The organism is Halomonas caseinilytica (assembly GCF_001662305.1).
Classification (GTDB): Bacteria; Pseudomonadota; Gammaproteobacteria; order Pseudomonadales; family Halomonadaceae; genus Halomonas; species Halomonas caseinilytica.
The window spans coordinates 1-14,609 of record NZ_BDEP01000021.1; the positions used below are offsets into that span (position 1 = coordinate 1).

Below are 14,609 nucleotides of genomic sequence, written 5' to 3' on the forward strand. Positions count from 1 at the left end.
TGAAATAGATGAAGAGCCTCGTTAGTCCAGTGGGGCGTGCTTGAAGTCGAGTGAGTAGCGTGTCTGTAGTTCCCACCACCATTGGGCTGGGAGTTGAGGGACGGCCCCTTCCAGCTCTGCGGCACGAATGCATTCGAGCACCGTTTCGAGCCCAAGGCTGAAAGCGTGATGGCTGTCTTTCATCGCAAATACCATGTACTCGTCACAGGTCAAGTCGGCCTCTTCACGGGGCGGTGGGGACTCATTCAGCTTTGCCGGGTTGTTAAGCGCATCAGCTCTATCATCTGTCATGATCAAGACTCTCCTCTCCTAGCTCTCGGTGGTGCGCGCCTAGTGCCAGGCCACTGTCACGGAGAGGCGTAGGGGCCGTCATCTGGGAATGTTAACCGTGAACAAAGGGATTTCGATGCGACAGCTGAAGCCCCAAGTCATGTCGCGGACAGGGGGCTTTTACCATGACAAGGTATCGCTGGCTTTTCGCTTCTCCAAGCAGCGGTATCACGCTCGCCGTTTGGCCTTCTGCTCCAGAATGCCCTGACACTCGATGCAGGTCGTCGCCCAGGGCGCCGCCTGACGCCTAGCGTCGGGGATGGGGTCACCACACTTCTCGCATTCGGCCGTGGTGGCTCGCTCAGCCGGCAGATGGTGATGGGCCATCAGGTCATTAGCGAGATCCGCTTCGTCTGACATGAGATGCCTCCTGGAAGATGGTCGGCGCTAGGACTACTGCAGCGCGTCGTTGAGCCGCTGCTTAATGGCAGCCTTCATGGCGTTGCCGTCATAGGGGCGTTTGTCTGATGGGAACCAGGTGTACTTGATACGTGATCCGCTTCCATTCTTCTGGATCTGGACCTTCTGGACGATGTCGTATTCCACACCACCCACGACCTGCTCCCCATAATCGCTGAGGTTATAGTAGGCCCCGGGCGTTGCATCATGCTGCCAAGCATCATCCATCATATAGCTCTGGTCGGATTTATATCCTTGATTGAAGTCGGCAGGTGACTTGAAGTCGAAGGCGGGCTTGATGCGTGCATAGGCTGTGTCGACGTCCACTTGGGACTCAATCTGGATCGACCCCGTCTGTGGCCCCAACTCCTGGACACCGACCGTCTCGCCTTCGGCATTCTGCGCGACTTGCATAGGCGTCTCGTCAGGATCGTAGTTGAGCGGTTCCCCGGTGAGGGGGTTGTTCACGCAGGTGATGCACACCCCCTGCGCGTACTGGTGGCCCTGCCCAGCGCAACCGGCCATCAAGGCCATGGCCACCAGACCGAAACCGAGTTTGAAGGGTGTCGTCCGTTGCATATCCATATCTCCTGACGAAACGTTATTGCGATGGACCGGTGACGCGAATTCAACCGGCCAACCGGAAAGTCTACAAATCGAGGTGATTGAAAAACATCAAGGCAAAGGCAGAAACGCGACGCGCGTTATACGCCCTGAGTGCCTTCGAATTCGCGGTAGTTGAGTCGAGTTCGCTCATCAGCATTCAACTGGTGAAGCCAGTCAGTCAGTGCATAGACATCGGGCTGGGCCTCGATGCGGAAGATGGGATGAGAGCGATCGACGGTTTCCATGATCACGGTACCGATCCCCAGCATCCGCTGTACCAGGGTGCGACTGGCACTGAGATCGCGGATCCGGACCAACTCGAGCTGATCGCGACGGCGGTGCAGAATGCCGCGGGTATATTCCAGGCGTTGACTGGTCACGTGGTAGGTGGTCGTCTTCAACACCAGTAACTGGAACAGCGGCGGAGTGAGGCAGACCAGCCAGACCAATCCCAGCAACCACATCAGCCCTAGACCAGGAAGCGACGCCCCGACGGTGTCCTCGAAGATCTGAGCCAGCCCTGGCCGCTGGATCACAATGAACAGCAACAGCCCGGTTACCCCCAATGCCATCGACAGCCACCAGAGGGCTGACGGAATTGCTGCCTTGGCCGAGGGCTTGAGGGTCGACAACGTCGTCTCCTCTGCCGATGACGAGGCGGCCTGCGACGGGGCAGGATTGTCGTTGTTCTCCATCATCGAGGGATCCAAGGTTCAGTCCTCCTGGTTTTCCGGTAGCTCATCGCTCTCCGATACGGCCTCGTCATGCTCCCTGGTTGGGATCGGCTGTCGGAGAAGTTTGCTGATCAGCAGGCGTGTCATGAGCGGATGCGGGCGCACCGTCATGGTCAGATGCGGACGAAGCGGCTGCGGAAGCGCCTTGAACGGTGGTTGCATTCTGCGCGGATGCGGGCGCGCCGTTATTCGAGGGAGTCATCTCCACGCTGGCGATGCGGTACGGCAGGATCGCGACGCGGGCATTGGTGACTTTGAAGGCGGCCTGTTCCTGGCCATTCTGGTCCTGCCAGGTATCGCGCACCATGCGGCCGTCGACCATAACGCTCATGCCGGGTTGGTACAGGGTGGCCCACTGCTCGACATCCCGACCGAAGATCTCGACATTGGCCCAGAATCCCCCCTTGTCGACCGGGCCATCCTCCGTCGGCACGAGGTTGTCGAACTTGACGTTGAGGCGAAGCACACCGCGCGGCGGCTGGTTGCCGTTGCTCGCAAACATGCGAACTTCAGGAGGAGTGCCGATGCGACCGTCATTGGTAAAGCGCGTGCTCATCTCAGTAGCTCCAGCGATCAATGAATGTACGAGCACTGTCCATGACGGGCATTGGGACTGTCCGCCAAGAATGTTAACGCGCTGTCAGTACATTCATTCTTGGGTTGTGGCATTGCGCAGGACCGCATTACCCAGTCGATAGTGCCGATCGCACTCGGCCTGGAACACGGACGTCACATGCTCCATGTCGGGTAGCCAGTTCTGCCGGATACGCTTCAGCGTCATGTTGACCATGCTGACCTGGGCGTTGTGGCATAGTCGCTCCATCTCCAGGTCGTGCAGGTCCTGCTTTAGGGGGAGGCTCAGGTCATCGCGGGACATGGCCGCATCCCACAGGTGTTGCCCCATCTTTTTCCCCATCCGATCTCGCCACCTGAGCGAGAGGGCGAGGCCTTCACGGGAACTGTCCCCATGGTTTCGCAATGACAGATCGAGGGCTGCCAGCCATCTCTGGTTGTGACGGTTGCTGATCTCGATCCCCGTCTGGGTCAGCCGGTTCGTCTCGTCGATCAGCTCGTCGCGTAAACGCAGGACGCTCCCCTTACCCTTAAAGGGTTTTAAAAGGCCCTTTGCGTAAGGTCGCGGTGCGAGTCCGTCGTCGGGTTGCGGTGCGAAACGATCGGTCATTCTCTGCCCCAGTTCATGTGGATAGTCAGGTTGTCCCAGCTCCAGGCTTTCGTCGCCCAGTGTCCATCGGCCACCTGCGGCACTTTCCTGGCCTGTTGGCAGTGCCAACACCTGTCGCGGTGTTCGGGGTGATGCCGGCGACATCACCCGTTAGGCATATCCTGATCCAGGGGATCTTCGGTCGGAGCGTCCGACGTGGCATCGGCTGAACCAGTCGTAGGTGTCGTAGGTGCTACCTCAGCCTCATCACTCGAGGCATCAGGTGACGTCGCTGCCGATGCTGCCTGGGCGTTTGGCTGGGTCTTGCGAATCGGCGGGGCGTACTTGCTCCGCCGCTTGCCCTGGGCAACGTCCTCGGGCAGCTCGCCACGCTTCTCGATGGCTTGACGGGCGCGCGCATTGTTCGCTGCCAGGTCATCCCGGGTAATGCCGCTGTAGCCGGGATAGCGCTTAGGAAAATCAACCAGGCCGTGCATCTTGCGATGAACACCCCGAAGGATGTTGTGTTCGGCATTGCGTGACATCTGAGCGATGTGACCGGCCAGCAGGACCTGACGAACCAGGCGGTCATAGTCGATCAACTGGCGAATGGCCAGCCAGCCCAGTTGACCGCCGGTGTAGATCGGCGTGGTGAACGGCTGTTGACTGAGGTTCTCCTCGACCGTCAGCTGATCGGGGAGTTGGGCGAGCCGCTTCTCGGCCAGGTGGAGCTGGTTGTTCAGGTATTGCCGGTTTTCGCGCAGTTTGTCCTCGATCTGGATGAGCCAATAGTCGGCATAGGGGTCATCCTGGGCGGCATCCCGCTGAATCTTGCCGATCATGGCCAACAGCTGCCGCATCCCGATGATCTGGGGTTTGCCGCTCTCGACGCCCCGGCCATGCCACAGCCGTGTCGCCTGGTAGGTGTGCAGCGTCATTCGGATCTTGCTGCGTAGGGCGCCCATTTGCTGCTGCGCTTGTGCTGCCATTGCGGTTCACTCCAGCGTGGATTCCATCTCACGGGTTCGATGGATCGAACGATGACGAACAGTGCACTGCCTGGCGACCGGAAACGTTAAATCCGGTGTTTTACGTTTCTTGGGGCGGATCATGTCGGTTAATCACGTTCGCTTCATTCGCCCGACCAGCGCCCGAACCTCCTCGCGGGCCGCCTTGCCTTTCTCGGTCAGCACGGGCTTCTCCGGCCACTGGGGCGGCGTCGGGGGTGCCGATCGAGTCGGTGATGGCTGCGCTGGCCCCGACGCGCCGCTGGATGGCCGTGTCGCGGCATAGTGCTGGGCAAACTGCGTCGCGTTGAACTCGCCCTGACAGGCGCGTGTTGCCAGGCTGCGCAGCAGGCCGACCGGGCTACGGCAGTGCCCGGCGTCGACCCGGCCGGCCACTTCGTCCAGGACGAGTTGTTGGGTGTCGTTCGGCAAAGGGGCCAACCAGTCGGTCACCCGTTGGCGGTCCGTGGCGCCCAGGTTCAGACAGTCGTGCCAAACCAAACCGGGGTTGGTATTGGTATTACTACCTACAGTACTGGTAGGGGCCGAGTTCGCCTCGCGAACTGAGGGATAAGTGCTTGATTCTAGACTGAGTTCGTTACGAGAACTGGGGGTAGTTTCGCTGTCGAACTGCCTGAGTTCGCTACAGGAACTAGGCTGTAAGTCATTGTTTCCAGGCTGAGTTCGCTTAGAGAACTGGGCAGTTTCCTGTTCGAACTGGGGCTGCACTTCTTCGAACCGGGCGGCCCGCCGCTGTAACCGTTCCATTGGCTGGGCTTGTTGCCGCTTCAGTTTGTCGGCGTGTTGCTCGGTCAGCAGGATGCCATCCTCGGCGAGCTCCTCGCGGATTCGCTGCGCGACCCCACGGACAGCGGGCGTCTTGTGATGACAGCAATGGGCGACGAACGTCAGATAGTCGCGGTCGATCAGGGCGGCCTCGGTGGGCGAGACCGGCTCGTCGTGCAGCACATAGACGTTGCCGAGCACGCGGCCATTGGTTTCGTGTCGCGCACGATGCGCCAACGACATCCAACGGGTCAGGCGCAGAATGGCGATGACCCGAGCCACGGTCCCTCGTGAGGCATTCTTGCCCACACTTCCTCGCAGCATGGGCTGTAGCTGATCATAGGTGGGAAACGCTGTGGTCTTGTCGTCGTTGGCCAACAGCCGGATCATCTGCCAGCCGAGAATGTCCACTGCACCCAATCGCTCATCGAGCAGCAGGGCACGCGGTACGGTTTCGTGAGGGTTGCCCAGGAACAGCAGCCCATCCAGCGACTCGGGTTCGTCCGACGAATCCGACGGCGCCGGGGCCTCACCCCGGCGCGTGACTTGTGACGTGGCCCGACCGATGAGGGCCTGCAGCGTGTCTACCCCGCGCATGCTTGCCTCCTGTCAAAAGGGCCGTCGGCGTCCTCCTCGGCGTCGAGTTCCTCTCGCGGGGCATCCGGTTCAGCCCAGGCCTTGACCAGGTGCCAGATCACGGCGAGCGGAATCTGGGTTTCCTCGGCCAGGGTCATCATGCCGTGCAGGTCGTCGGCCGCCCGGGGCTGATCAGGCGTCTCGCAGATGGACTGCCAGCGGTGCCAGGCATCATGTTCCATGGCCTCTTCCGGCATGGCCAGGCGCCCCTGACGGGAGGGCAGACCGAGCAACGAGCGGCGCGTGGCGCAGTCGTTGCCGGTGAGGCCGAAGAAGGTACCCATCATGGTGACACTGGCCCCGAGCGTCAGGCAGCGGTCGATGCGCGTCTCGCGATCCTGGTCCTCGATCAGTCGCTGCATGACAATCAGCAGCATCTCGTGGTCCACGGTCAAACGGCAGACGGCGGGACCATCACAGGACAGGGCTTCGATATCGGTGGCACTGAGCCGTCGTAATTCACGCAGCTCGTCGTCGCTGAAGCCGAGTGCTCGTGCGCGGCGCATGTTGCCCTCGCGCAGATAGCCGATGGCCTGGTTGAGCACGGCGAGGGTCAGCGAACGGCTCATATGACGTGGTTGTTGGTTCTGGTTCATGAGGCATCCTCCTCAGCGAGAGCATCCTTCAGCAGGCGAATCAGGCGGATCAGACGGAACAGCCGCACCAGGACCTCGTCCGGCAGCCGCTCATCATCGTCAGTGCCCCCGATCAGGCCACCGAGCACCGACAGTTCCATGGGATAGGCCGGGTTGAGCTCCTCCTCACCCAGCAAGCTGGCGAGCAGCTGCCAGACGCGCTGAGCGCGTTGGCTATGGGCTTGTGCTTCGCTAAGCGGTTCGAGGGTATAACCGAGCCCATTGTGATAGTCGGGCTGGACCGGGTTGTCGCTGTCGCCGGGGAGGTTGAAGCCGGCCCAGCGCGCGAGCGCCTGAGCAAACTGGGAAATCTGCAGCCGGAGCTGATACGGCTCGCGGTATCGAGGCTCGACGTACCACAGATCGGTGATTGGGTGCATCGGGCCATTGCTCATCAGCGGAATCGCCCGCAGCGCATTGTCTTCGAAGTCGTTGGGGGCCTCGCCATGCTCCCGGGTGAGCATGTCACGCAAGCGGCGGTGGCCCTCGGCTTCCTCGACTTCGGAGAGCGTCAGGGCGTCACGTCGGTCATCCAGCAACGCATCCAGCGTTTCGGTGGACGCCGTGTCATCACTATCCTCTGTGGTGGAGGACGGTGAGGGGACGGTGTCGGCCTCCAGTGTGGTCGACGCGACGCTCTCATCTTCAGTACGGGTGGCCAATTGGGCCTCTAGCTCCCGCACCTGTGCCTGCAGGGCTGACACCTGGTCGTCATCACCACCGGCCGGCGACTCGGTGGGCGCATTCGATGCCGGGGCGTGGGACGGTTCGGCATCCGTCTCCAGGGTCACCGGTTCCCCGGCGCTGTCTCCCAGTGGCGCCTGATCGTCCGAGCGCGGCGTCGTTCGGGGTGGCTGGCGGTTCCCGGCCTCGGGTTCCGCCGGCCACAGCGGCGGGGCGTTCTCGGGATCCCGGGCACGCTGGATCTCGGCATCCAGGGGCAGCCAAATGTCCTGGCAGTCGTCAGTGATCGGCCAGCGGCGCTGGCGATACGTCAGGATTTGCTTCAAGGCATTATCAATTGGGTGCAGGTGAATATCGGTCGAGTGATCCTCCAGCATGCCCAGCAGCCGGTCCTCGACGATCGACCACGGCAGCTCGGTCTGTTCTTCGTGATCGAACTGGCTGAGGACCTCATGAAAGGCCGGGCCGAATTCCTCTTCAGGCCGCTCGTCGATGTGCTTCCAGATACGCAGGCAGGCCTCGCGGTAGGCGATGATCTTCTTGATCTGTGGCCGACCGAGTCCGCTTTCCAAGGTGAGGGGCAACGACGGCCAGATATGCTCGACGGTGTAGAGCATCCGCGAGATGTGACTGACGTCGACAGCAAAGCCGAGCTCACGTGCCTGCCTGGCGAGTGCTCGCTGCGACAGCGTCTCACCGGCTTCCTCCTCGAGCGTATTCTTGAGTTGCTCGATGCCCAGGGCCTTCTCGATCCAGGCCAGCTCACCGTGGTCCTTGTCCTCGGACAAGTGGCCGGCCAGCACATGCGCCTCGCTGATCCAAGGGCGGTAAATCACCCAGTTGGTGTTGAAGCGATCCTCCCCGGTTTCCTCATAGAGTTCGTTGAGGATCTGCAGGCGGGTGTTGCCGCCGTCGCTGATCATATATTTGTCGTCGCCGGGACGCTGGGTCACCGGCGGTGGTTGCTTCAGCCCCACCTCGCGGATCGAGGCCTTGATCTCCTCATAGCGCGGGTTGCGCTGCCTCCGCGGGTTGCGGTCATAGGGGCGCAGCTGGTTCAGCGTCACCTGCATGCCGAACTCCTGGGACGGCGGAGCGGCCTCGTTGACGCGTTGCGAGTTCAGTTGCGGCCCTGGTTTCGTCAGGGCTTCCATCATCTGTTCCTGCGTAGGATGTTTCTTGCTCATGTGAGTCTCCTGCCTCTCCATCCATGCGGCGGAGGGTCAATCCAGTTCGCCCTCGGCGCCGCCCGACAGCAGGCGCTCGAGGTTGAGGGTCAGGTCACGCAGCGGGCGGCGGACGGCGTCATCGCGGTTCACGGGCAACTGGCGATGCAGGCAATACAGGTTGTCGAGGACCACGGTCAGGGCCTCGAGGTCTGTCAATGTCTGCATCTCCAGCTCGGCCAGACGCCGTGATTCCGCGGCGCTCTCCAGCCGCCGACAGGCGGCGCGCAGCAGCAAGGCGGTGTCGGCCAGCAGGTCATGCCAGGCGGTGAGGTCGGCGCTGGCCAGCCAGTGGCGCATCAGGTGCTGCATCGGGCACAGCAGATGCAGGTCGGCCTGGGCGACATCCTGGTCGAGGCCCAGATAGCATTCCGGGCAGCCAGGCGTGCACGTGAGCGGAAAATCGACGATGTCAGCCATGACCCAGGGCCTCCCGTTCCGGTGTCTGGATGGCGTCGTGCAGCCGGACTTGCCGACCAGCATCGTAGCCCTGGTGAACCGCCTGATAATCGTGGTGGCGGAGTTGGCCACGCTGGCGTGGCGTCAGGGAACTGAGCTCGCCCCATTGCCGCTCGGCATAGGCCTCGAGGGCCTCGGATGCCGCCGGGGAGAGCTCGACCGGCACGATGGATTCCCGCGCACCGGCGACCCAGGCCTCGGCGTAGGCGTCGCCACGGCGGATGCGCGTGGCACGCTTGATGCGCTTGTTGAGGCCCGACTGGTAGGCCTGGCGATCGCGGATCAATTGGCGTTGCAGGACCGCATAGGCGTAGGCGGCCACCTGGCTGGCCCCGTCGGTGCCCAGGAACTGCCACTGGCCGATCCAACGCACCTGGGTGCCGCTAAGCCGCGGCGTGGCCGAATAGATGGCCTGGGTGCCGAAGGCGTTATTGACCAGGGTGGCAAGCGCATTGAGATAGCGGGGCGGCACCTTGCCAGCCTGAGCGGTGGCCGTGTGATCGGTCACTGACGCCAGGGTGATGTCCTGCTCGCTCAGCCCATAGCGCTGCATCAGCTGCTGGGCCTGGCGCAGCGCGATGCCTGCCTCGTGGGCATTGGCGCTCTGCGACAGCGCGAGGCAGCGCTCGATCTTGCGCATGATGCGATCGGGAATCATGAGACACCTCCTGCCGTCAGGGACAGCACGGTGTTGTTGCGTTGGGGGAGGTGAAGCGACGCCGGCTCTTTGAGCAGGTAGCCCTTGATCCTCCGGTTCGGATGGCCGGGGACACCCACCAGTGAGGCCTCGTGGATGTTGGTCCCATCCTCATGCACCCGGTGGAGGCCCAGTTTCTGGAAGCGCTGTTGGACGTCTCGCCAGTCACTGACCAGGTCATCGTGCTCGAGACAGAACCGCCGGAAGATGCCCGGGCTCACCAACAGCCAGGTGCCCTCGACGCCATGAACCAGGGCACCGCGGGTATTGGTATTCAGGCGTCCCTCCTTGAGCCCCCGCTGCAGCCAGTAGAGAAAGACTTCGCCGATCGACCGGGGGCTCGGCGCGGCATCCCCGGGGACATCGTCGACGGCCGCGACACGTGAACGCCTGTCCGGTGCCTGACGGCCATGTTCGATGGCCGAGGCAATCGCCAGGAATTCACTGACCCGGCGGAGATTGGACATCCACCCATTGCGAGACGGCTTTTCCAGGAGCCTGAACACCCCCTGACGGACATCGTCGCTTTGCAGCAGATGGGCATATTGCCCCGAGAGGTGTTCAAACGCGGCGACGATACCGTCGCGCTGCGCCTGTTCAAGCGACGGGGCCGCCAGTTGGTCGAGGGGTTGTTCCGGATCTCGACGTTCAGTGTACATAGGCCCCTCCAGTCTGATACGCGAGGCGTTGCGCCCGCCGAAGGCGCGCGATGGCATTACGCTGTGAGCGAACATCGCTCGGCGTGGCACTGGTGAACACTGGCGGCAGGCCCGGCCGGGTCATCCGCAGATGCCCGCCCCGGGTGCGCTGGATGTGCCAGCCGTGATTGCGGGCATACCGCACGACGCGCTCGACGCCCTTCCCGAACTGGTTAGCCATGGCGGACCTCCTCGAGCAGCTGCTCGCTGTGGTGGACGTGGTCCCGGAACAGATCCAGCTGGCCCTCCAGGGCGTGGATCAATTGGCGCTTCCGAGCGCGTAAGGCCTGGACGTCGCCCTCCAGCTGCTGGCATTGCACGCGCAGTTCGGCCAGGCGTGCTTCCAGCTCGGTAAGCTCCTGTTTCATTGTCTGCTCGTCCATCACGCCTCCTCCCGCTCGACCAGGAGCTCCTCGAGCCGCAGCCCCCAGGCGAGGGCGGCGATATCCGGGGACCAGGGTTCAATGGGTTCTTCGAGTGGCTCGACGCCCTTGAGGCAGGGCCACTCCATTGGCGAGTCCGGCAGCAGGTCGCGCCGTTCGGTGGCGAGTAACTGCAGGTCAGCGGACTTGACGCTGGCTGGCAGCACAGGATCCACGCTGAATCGCTGGGCAATGGCGGACCAGAGGCGTTTCTCGATAGCCTGGTAGGTCGGCAGCATCGATTTCAGCGGCGAGACCATGTCGCCGATGTAGGCTTCGGTGGCGTCGTGCAGCAAGGCCGCCAGGGCGTCCTCACGGGGGACGATCTCGCTGACATGCACACAGTGCTGAGCGACGGAATAGAACCGGCGAGAGTGGCCACCGAATCGGCAGATGCGTGACAGCGCCTGGGCAATGTCCTGGTCATCGATGTTCTGCCACGCAGGAAACGTCAGTGACATAGGCGTGCCAGAAGCTGTCAGAATCGTGGGCGTTGGCGTGGTGGCCAGTGCCTGGTCGACCTGCCGCTGATCGAGTGCGTCACGCACCTGATCGGCAATGGCCTGGCCGCTGTAGCGGCCTTGGCCATCTGGCTCGGCATGAATGCCAAGCATGCCGGCGACCCGGAGCAGTGCCGACTCTGCCGTGATCAATCGCGCGATCTCCACCTCCATGTGGTTGATCATGCGGCTAGTGGGATCCAAGCCAACGGTCGAGGTGGAAGGCGTATTCATGACACACCTCCCTTATCGGATTCGACGTGCCAGAAGCGCCGCATCAATGCCTCACCGTCGTCCAGGGACTCGTGAAGTTCGTGACCGGAGTAAGCGGACCACTCGATCACAGTGAGCGCAGCCCGTTGCAGGTTGCGGTCCAGGCAGCGCAGGCGGGTGAGTTCGAGCGGCCACTCGGGGCCGTTGTAGATAGCGAGCAAGATCCGGCGACAGTGGTGGCTCTGGCCGCTATGGCCCTGGGCCACCTCAGCCAAGCGCTCAAGTGCCGTGGGGCCGCTCTGGTCCAGTGTGCTGAGGCGCTGCTCAACGGTAGCCTCTTCTGCGGCGTGTCTCTCGAGGGCGAGACGACTGCGCTCGTTGAGTCGCTGTGACACCTTGGGCATACGGGCATCGGTGGTCATGCGGCACCTCCTTGCTTCGGCGGATCCAGGACCAGCTTGTTGCCGACCATGCGACCGGACCATCCACTGAGCTGGCACCAGTCCTCAGCGGCTTGAATGATCTGGTCGCGCAGCGGTTCCCGGTACTCGGGATGGCTGAGCGCCAGGTGCCCGGACATGTCCGAGATCAAGCCCAATGCGCCGGCATACTGCATGTGCAGTTTGCGGTTCTCTTGCTCGAGCTCGTCGGTACGGTCTTGCTTCAGTTCCCGCTGACGCTGCTCAGCCTCGTATTCCTCGGCATATTCGATGGCATTCAGCCACGGTGAATTGGCGCTAGAGTGTTCGCCAATATCGCGGCCGGTGATCTCCATGACGGCTGCGGCGAGCCTGTCTGCCATCTCTTCGGCGGTATCACGCTGTTCAAGGGTATTGTCGTGGCTGGTGTCTTCCCGCTGGAGCTGACGTTCGAGCTCCTGGATCCGTTCAGCGGCCCGCCAGGCTGGGGTTTCCTCCAGTGCTTGAGCTCCGCACGAACGCGCTTGCTGGATGCGACCCAGGTCGCGGAGATAGTTGGTATCAATCGGTGTCATGACAGAACCTCCCGGTGTTTCCACTCGAGGTTCTCGAACCGCGTTTGTTCATCGAGCCACGCCAGGTGGACGATGCCGGTCGGTCCATTGCGCTGTTTGCCGAGGATCAACTCGGCCAGGCCGTGGTTCTCGGGGTTGTCGGGGTGATAGACCTCGTCGCGGTAGATGAAGCCGATAAGATCGGCATCCTGCTCGAGCGAGCCCGAGTCCCGGAGATCGGCCATCGTCGGACGCTTGTTCGGGCGATTTTCCAGTTGACGGTTGAGCTGGGAGAGCGCGACGACCGGACAGCTCAGCTCCTTGGCGGTGGCTTTCAGGATCCGGCTGATGGCACTGATCTCGAGGTTGCGGTTCTCGCCGGCACTCGGCTCGGTCAGCATCTGCAGGTAGTCGACCAGAATCAGCGCTGGACGGCCGTGTTTGCGGGCAATACGTCGTGCGCGGGTCTTCAGGGTCGAGGCATGGAGGCCGCCTTCATCATCGATGAACAGGCGGTTCTCGAAGTCCCTGGCCTTGGCGACCGCCGCGGCTAGGGACGGCCATTGGTCGTCCTCGAGCTGGCCGGACCGCAATGCCTGCAGGGGGAGATGGCCGATACTGGCCAGCAGGCGGAGCATGAGGTCCTCGCGGGGCATCTCCAGCGAAAACACGATCACTGGCCCCTGTGCCTGGGTCGCCGTCGACGCTAGGACGTTCTCGGCGATGCCCATGCCCAGAGCGGACTTGCCCATCGAGGGGCGCCCGGCGAGGATCACCAGCTCGGCGGGCTGCAGACCGGTGGTCATCCGGTCGACGTCGGTGAAACCTGTCGGCACGCCGGTGATACCGCCGTCAGATTGGGACGCGATGTCGATGCGGTTGACCACCTCTTCCAGGATTTCCTTGACGGAGCCCAGGGCGTGCCGTCGGTCATCGACGAGCTCGAACAGTTGTTGTTCGGCGGCCTCGATGATCGATGTCGCACTACGCCCCTGGGCATCGAGCGCCTGCCGGTTGAGCGCCACGGCCGTCTGTGACAGTTGCCGCAGCTGGTAGCGATCGCGGACGATTTCGGCGTAGGCGCTGATGTTGGCGGCGGACGGCGTATGCCGGGCAATCTCGGCGAGATAATTCAGGCCGCCGACCGTCTCCAGACGGCTGTGTTGCTCGAGAGCCTCAGACAGCGTCACGACATCAATCGGCGCGTCCTGGGCGATGAGATCGCGCATCGCGTCGAAGATGTGGCGGTGTTCAGGCCGATAGAACATGCCGCCATCAAGACGATCGGCGATGTCATCCCAGGCGCGGTTGTCGAGCATGAGGCCACCGATGACGGACTGCTCGGCCTCGAGGCTGTGCGGTAGCTGGTAGCCGATCTGTGGCACGTCAGTGTGCTGGACGGGAGCATCAGTGTTCATGGCGGCCTCCTTGTGCCTGCAAGGTGGCCTGCAGTCCCGTTAGTGCCGGCGCCCATGCCGGGTTGAGTTCGCTGGCGACGTCGATGATCTGATCGGCGCCGGCCGGGGCGACGCGGTCCCGATAGGGTTTGCGGGGCTCGAAACGATGAATCGGCTGGCCGATGGCGCTGGCCATTCGGAACGCTGTCAGGTTTTTAAGGTTGTTATCCATGACCGTGACGCGACCGTCCGGATCGTCGTAGAAGTCGAGCAGAAAGTCGGAAACACTCTTTGAGGATCGGGTGTGGTCGAGTCGGTTGAGCATCAGGGAGATGCGCGGCAGGTCCAAAGCGGTGTAGCGCGTCAGCGGCTCGAGGTCATCAAGGAGGCCGACGGTGCCGCGGATGAACTCCCGGGCGGAGAGCGCATCAATCGTGATTGGCGACAGTGCGTGGTCGGCAGCCAGTATGGCGGCCTCGAGCATGATGGAGCGGGCACCCTGGGTGTCGATCAGGATGACATCGTAGTCGGGCAACTGGCCGAGCAGGTGGTGAAGTCTAATGCGACCGTCCGGCGCCCCATGTAGCAGCTGGGGAAGCTGACCCTGGCCGTCGTTGGAGGTAATCAAATCCAGCCCCTCGATTGTGGTCGAGGAGATGATTTGCTCGGGCTCGGTGATGTTGAGAGCGATCAGCTCGTAGATCCCGCCCGGGGCGTCGTGGGCGAGTGGGTAGTAGCTGCTCAGCGTGGGCTGAGGATCGAAGTCGATCAGCAGGACGCGGTAGCCGGCATCGGCCAGCAAGCCGCCGAGATTGGCGGTCGTGGTCGTCTTGCCGACGCCGCCCTTGGAAGAGATGATGGATGTGACGCGCATGCGAAATCCCCGTGTCGTGGTGAACGAACGGGGTTACATGGTTCATCTGGTAAGACTATCGATAGAGCTGTCGCTAGGTCTGCTGTGTTGATCCCAAGTCCAAATGACTGTTAATCATTGGGTCGCAGGTTCGAGTCCTGCTCGGGGAGCCACCTTTCCTGCCTGTTGCCC

At 62.5% G+C, this 14,609-nt stretch carries 20 protein-coding genes; all 20 read right to left on the reverse strand.

The features are described from left to right. Window positions 1–21: 21 nt before the first annotated feature. The 20 genes from A9O65_RS14355 to A9O65_RS14450 all read right to left on the reverse strand — a co-directional run bounded on the left by A9O65_RS14355 (window position 22) and on the right by A9O65_RS14450 (window position 14,438). Entirely contained in the window at window positions 22–291 is a 270-nt protein-coding gene (locus tag A9O65_RS14355) for a hypothetical protein (RefSeq protein WP_064702446.1), read from the reverse strand. A 207-nt stretch (window positions 292–498) separates the two neighbouring features. After that, complete coding sequence (locus A9O65_RS14360) at window positions 499–690, reverse strand: TraR/DksA C4-type zinc finger protein (protein ID WP_064702447.1); 192 nt, start codon at window positions 688–690, stop codon at window positions 499–501. Window positions 691–723: 33 nt separating this feature from the next. After that, complete coding sequence (locus A9O65_RS14365) at window positions 724–1,308, reverse strand: hypothetical protein (protein WP_064702448.1); 585 nt, start codon at window positions 1,306–1,308, stop codon at window positions 724–726. Between the two features lie 125 nt (window positions 1,309–1,433). Further along, window positions 1,434–2,033 (reverse strand): PH domain-containing protein, encoded by a 600-nt coding sequence (locus tag A9O65_RS14370; RefSeq protein WP_064702449.1) that lies wholly within the window; start codon window positions 2,031–2,033, stop codon window positions 1,434–1,436. Between the two features lie 64 nt (window positions 2,034–2,097). Then, window positions 2,098–2,625: a single-stranded DNA-binding protein gene (locus A9O65_RS14375; protein ID WP_064702450.1), complete on the reverse strand. Its 528-nt coding sequence runs from the start codon at window positions 2,623–2,625 to the stop codon at window positions 2,098–2,100. A gap of 93 nt (window positions 2,626–2,718) precedes the next feature. Beyond that, the gene (locus A9O65_RS14380) at window positions 2,719–3,252 is read right to left on the reverse strand and encodes a DUF3158 family protein (protein WP_064702451.1); all 534 of its coding nucleotides are present in this window, start codon (window positions 3,250–3,252) and stop codon (window positions 2,719–2,721) included. Window positions 3,253–3,395: 143 nt separating this feature from the next. After that, on the reverse strand, window positions 3,396–4,220 hold the full coding sequence (locus A9O65_RS14385) for a PFL_4669 family integrating conjugative element protein (RefSeq protein WP_064702452.1): 825 nt from the start codon (window positions 4,218–4,220) through the stop codon (window positions 3,396–3,398). 132 nt (window positions 4,221–4,352) lie between these two features. Then, complete coding sequence (locus tag A9O65_RS14390; RefSeq protein WP_064702453.1) at window positions 4,353–5,621, reverse strand: STY4528 family pathogenicity island replication protein; 1,269 nt, start codon at window positions 5,619–5,621, stop codon at window positions 4,353–4,355. Then, window positions 5,609–6,256, reverse strand: coding sequence for a DUF2857 domain-containing protein (locus tag A9O65_RS14395; RefSeq protein ID WP_064702454.1), 648 nt, complete (start codon window positions 6,254–6,256; stop codon window positions 5,609–5,611). The genes A9O65_RS14390 and A9O65_RS14395 overlap by 13 nt, the downstream gene beginning before the upstream one ends. Further along, window positions 6,253–8,166 carry a ParB family protein gene (locus A9O65_RS14400; RefSeq protein ID WP_064702455.1) on the reverse strand — a complete coding sequence of 638 codons (1,914 nt, stop codon included), beginning with the start codon at window positions 8,164–8,166 and terminating at the stop codon, window positions 6,253–6,255. The genes A9O65_RS14395 and A9O65_RS14400 overlap by 4 nt, the downstream gene beginning before the upstream one ends. Window positions 8,167–8,202: 36 nt before the next feature. Beyond that, window positions 8,203–8,625 (reverse strand): hypothetical protein, encoded by a 423-nt coding sequence (locus tag A9O65_RS14405; protein ID WP_064702456.1) that lies wholly within the window; start codon window positions 8,623–8,625, stop codon window positions 8,203–8,205. Beyond that, on the reverse strand, window positions 8,618–9,322 hold the full coding sequence (locus A9O65_RS14410; protein ID WP_064702457.1) for a DUF7168 domain-containing protein: 705 nt from the start codon (window positions 9,320–9,322) through the stop codon (window positions 8,618–8,620). The genes A9O65_RS14405 and A9O65_RS14410 overlap by 8 nt, the downstream gene beginning before the upstream one ends. Then, window positions 9,319–10,020 (reverse strand): conjugal transfer nickase/helicase domain-containing protein, encoded by a 702-nt coding sequence (locus A9O65_RS14415; protein ID WP_064702458.1) that lies wholly within the window; start codon window positions 10,018–10,020, stop codon window positions 9,319–9,321. Before A9O65_RS14415 ends, A9O65_RS14410 begins: the two co-directional genes overlap by 4 nt. Beyond that, window positions 10,010–10,240, reverse strand: coding sequence for a type II toxin-antitoxin system HicA family toxin (locus A9O65_RS14420; RefSeq protein WP_064702459.1), 231 nt, complete (start codon window positions 10,238–10,240; stop codon window positions 10,010–10,012). The genes A9O65_RS14415 and A9O65_RS14420 overlap by 11 nt, the downstream gene beginning before the upstream one ends. Continuing rightward, the gene (locus tag A9O65_RS14425) at window positions 10,233–10,442 is read right to left on the reverse strand and encodes a hypothetical protein (protein WP_064702460.1); all 210 of its coding nucleotides are present in this window, start codon (window positions 10,440–10,442) and stop codon (window positions 10,233–10,235) included. Before A9O65_RS14425 ends, A9O65_RS14420 begins: the two co-directional genes overlap by 8 nt. Next, entirely contained in the window at window positions 10,442–11,215 is a 774-nt protein-coding gene (locus A9O65_RS17270) for a hypothetical protein (RefSeq protein WP_139180708.1), read from the reverse strand. The genes A9O65_RS14425 and A9O65_RS17270 overlap by 1 nt, the downstream gene beginning before the upstream one ends. Continuing rightward, entirely contained in the window at window positions 11,212–11,616 is a 405-nt protein-coding gene (locus A9O65_RS14435; RefSeq protein WP_064702461.1) for a DUF7673 family protein, read from the reverse strand. The genes A9O65_RS17270 and A9O65_RS14435 overlap by 4 nt, the downstream gene beginning before the upstream one ends. After that, a complete protein-coding gene (locus A9O65_RS14440) occupies window positions 11,613–12,188 on the reverse strand; it encodes a hypothetical protein (protein WP_064702462.1) in 576 nt (191 codons plus the stop codon). The genes A9O65_RS14435 and A9O65_RS14440 overlap by 4 nt, the downstream gene beginning before the upstream one ends. Next, a complete protein-coding gene (dnaB, locus tag A9O65_RS14445; protein WP_064702463.1) occupies window positions 12,185–13,585 on the reverse strand; it encodes a replicative DNA helicase in 1,401 nt (466 codons plus the stop codon). The genes A9O65_RS14440 and dnaB overlap by 4 nt, the downstream gene beginning before the upstream one ends. Further along, entirely contained in the window at window positions 13,575–14,438 is an 864-nt protein-coding gene (locus A9O65_RS14450; protein ID WP_064702464.1) for a ParA family protein, read from the reverse strand. The genes dnaB and A9O65_RS14450 overlap by 11 nt, the downstream gene beginning before the upstream one ends. Between the last annotated feature and the right edge of the window lie 171 nt (window positions 14,439–14,609).

Coding starts and splice junctions, on each gene's coding strand:
- A9O65_RS14355 (WP_064702446.1), bottom strand. CDS start 291: ATGACAGATGATAGAGCTGATGCGCTTAACAACCCGGCAAAGCTGAAT.
- A9O65_RS14425 (WP_064702460.1), bottom strand. CDS start 10,442: ATGGACGAGCAGACAATGAAACAGGAGCTTACCGAGCTGGAAGCACGC.
- A9O65_RS14440 (WP_064702462.1), bottom strand. CDS start 12,188: ATGACACCGATTGATACCAACTATCTCCGCGACCTGGGTCGCATCCAG.
- A9O65_RS14400 (WP_064702455.1), bottom strand. CDS start 8,166: ATGAGCAAGAAACATCCTACGCAGGAACAGATGATGGAAGCCCTGACG.
- A9O65_RS14405 (WP_064702456.1), bottom strand. CDS start 8,625: ATGGCTGACATCGTCGATTTTCCGCTCACGTGCACGCCTGGCTGCCCG.
- A9O65_RS14395 (WP_064702454.1), bottom strand. CDS start 6,256: ATGAACCAGAACCAACAACCACGTCATATGAGCCGTTCGCTGACCCTC.
- A9O65_RS14435 (WP_064702461.1), bottom strand. CDS start 11,616: ATGACCACCGATGCCCGTATGCCCAAGGTGTCACAGCGACTCAACGAG.
- A9O65_RS14380 (WP_064702451.1), bottom strand. CDS start 3,252: ATGACCGATCGTTTCGCACCGCAACCCGACGACGGACTCGCACCGCGA.
- A9O65_RS14370 (WP_064702449.1), bottom strand. CDS start 2,033: ATGATGGAGAACAACGACAATCCTGCCCCGTCGCAGGCCGCCTCGTCA.
- A9O65_RS17270 (WP_139180708.1), bottom strand. CDS start 11,215: ATGAATACGCCTTCCACCTCGACCGTTGGCTTGGATCCCACTAGCCGC.
- A9O65_RS14410 (WP_064702457.1), bottom strand. CDS start 9,322: ATGATTCCCGATCGCATCATGCGCAAGATCGAGCGCTGCCTCGCGCTG.
- A9O65_RS14450 (WP_064702464.1), bottom strand. CDS start 14,438: ATGCGCGTCACATCCATCATCTCTTCCAAGGGCGGCGTCGGCAAGACG.
- A9O65_RS14385 (WP_064702452.1), bottom strand. CDS start 4,220: ATGGCAGCACAAGCGCAGCAGCAAATGGGCGCCCTACGCAGCAAGATC.
- A9O65_RS14390 (WP_064702453.1), bottom strand. CDS start 5,621: ATGCGCGGGGTAGACACGCTGCAGGCCCTCATCGGTCGGGCCACGTCA.
- A9O65_RS14365 (WP_064702448.1), bottom strand. CDS start 1,308: ATGCAACGGACGACACCCTTCAAACTCGGTTTCGGTCTGGTGGCCATG.
- A9O65_RS14360 (WP_064702447.1), bottom strand. CDS start 690: ATGTCAGACGAAGCGGATCTCGCTAATGACCTGATGGCCCATCACCAT.
- A9O65_RS14420 (WP_064702459.1), bottom strand. CDS start 10,240: ATGGCTAACCAGTTCGGGAAGGGCGTCGAGCGCGTCGTGCGGTATGCC.
- dnaB (WP_064702463.1), bottom strand. CDS start 13,585: ATGAACACTGATGCTCCCGTCCAGCACACTGACGTGCCACAGATCGGC.
- A9O65_RS14375 (WP_064702450.1), bottom strand. CDS start 2,625: ATGAGCACGCGCTTTACCAATGACGGTCGCATCGGCACTCCTCCTGAA.
- A9O65_RS14415 (WP_064702458.1), bottom strand. CDS start 10,020: ATGTACACTGAACGTCGAGATCCGGAACAACCCCTCGACCAACTGGCG.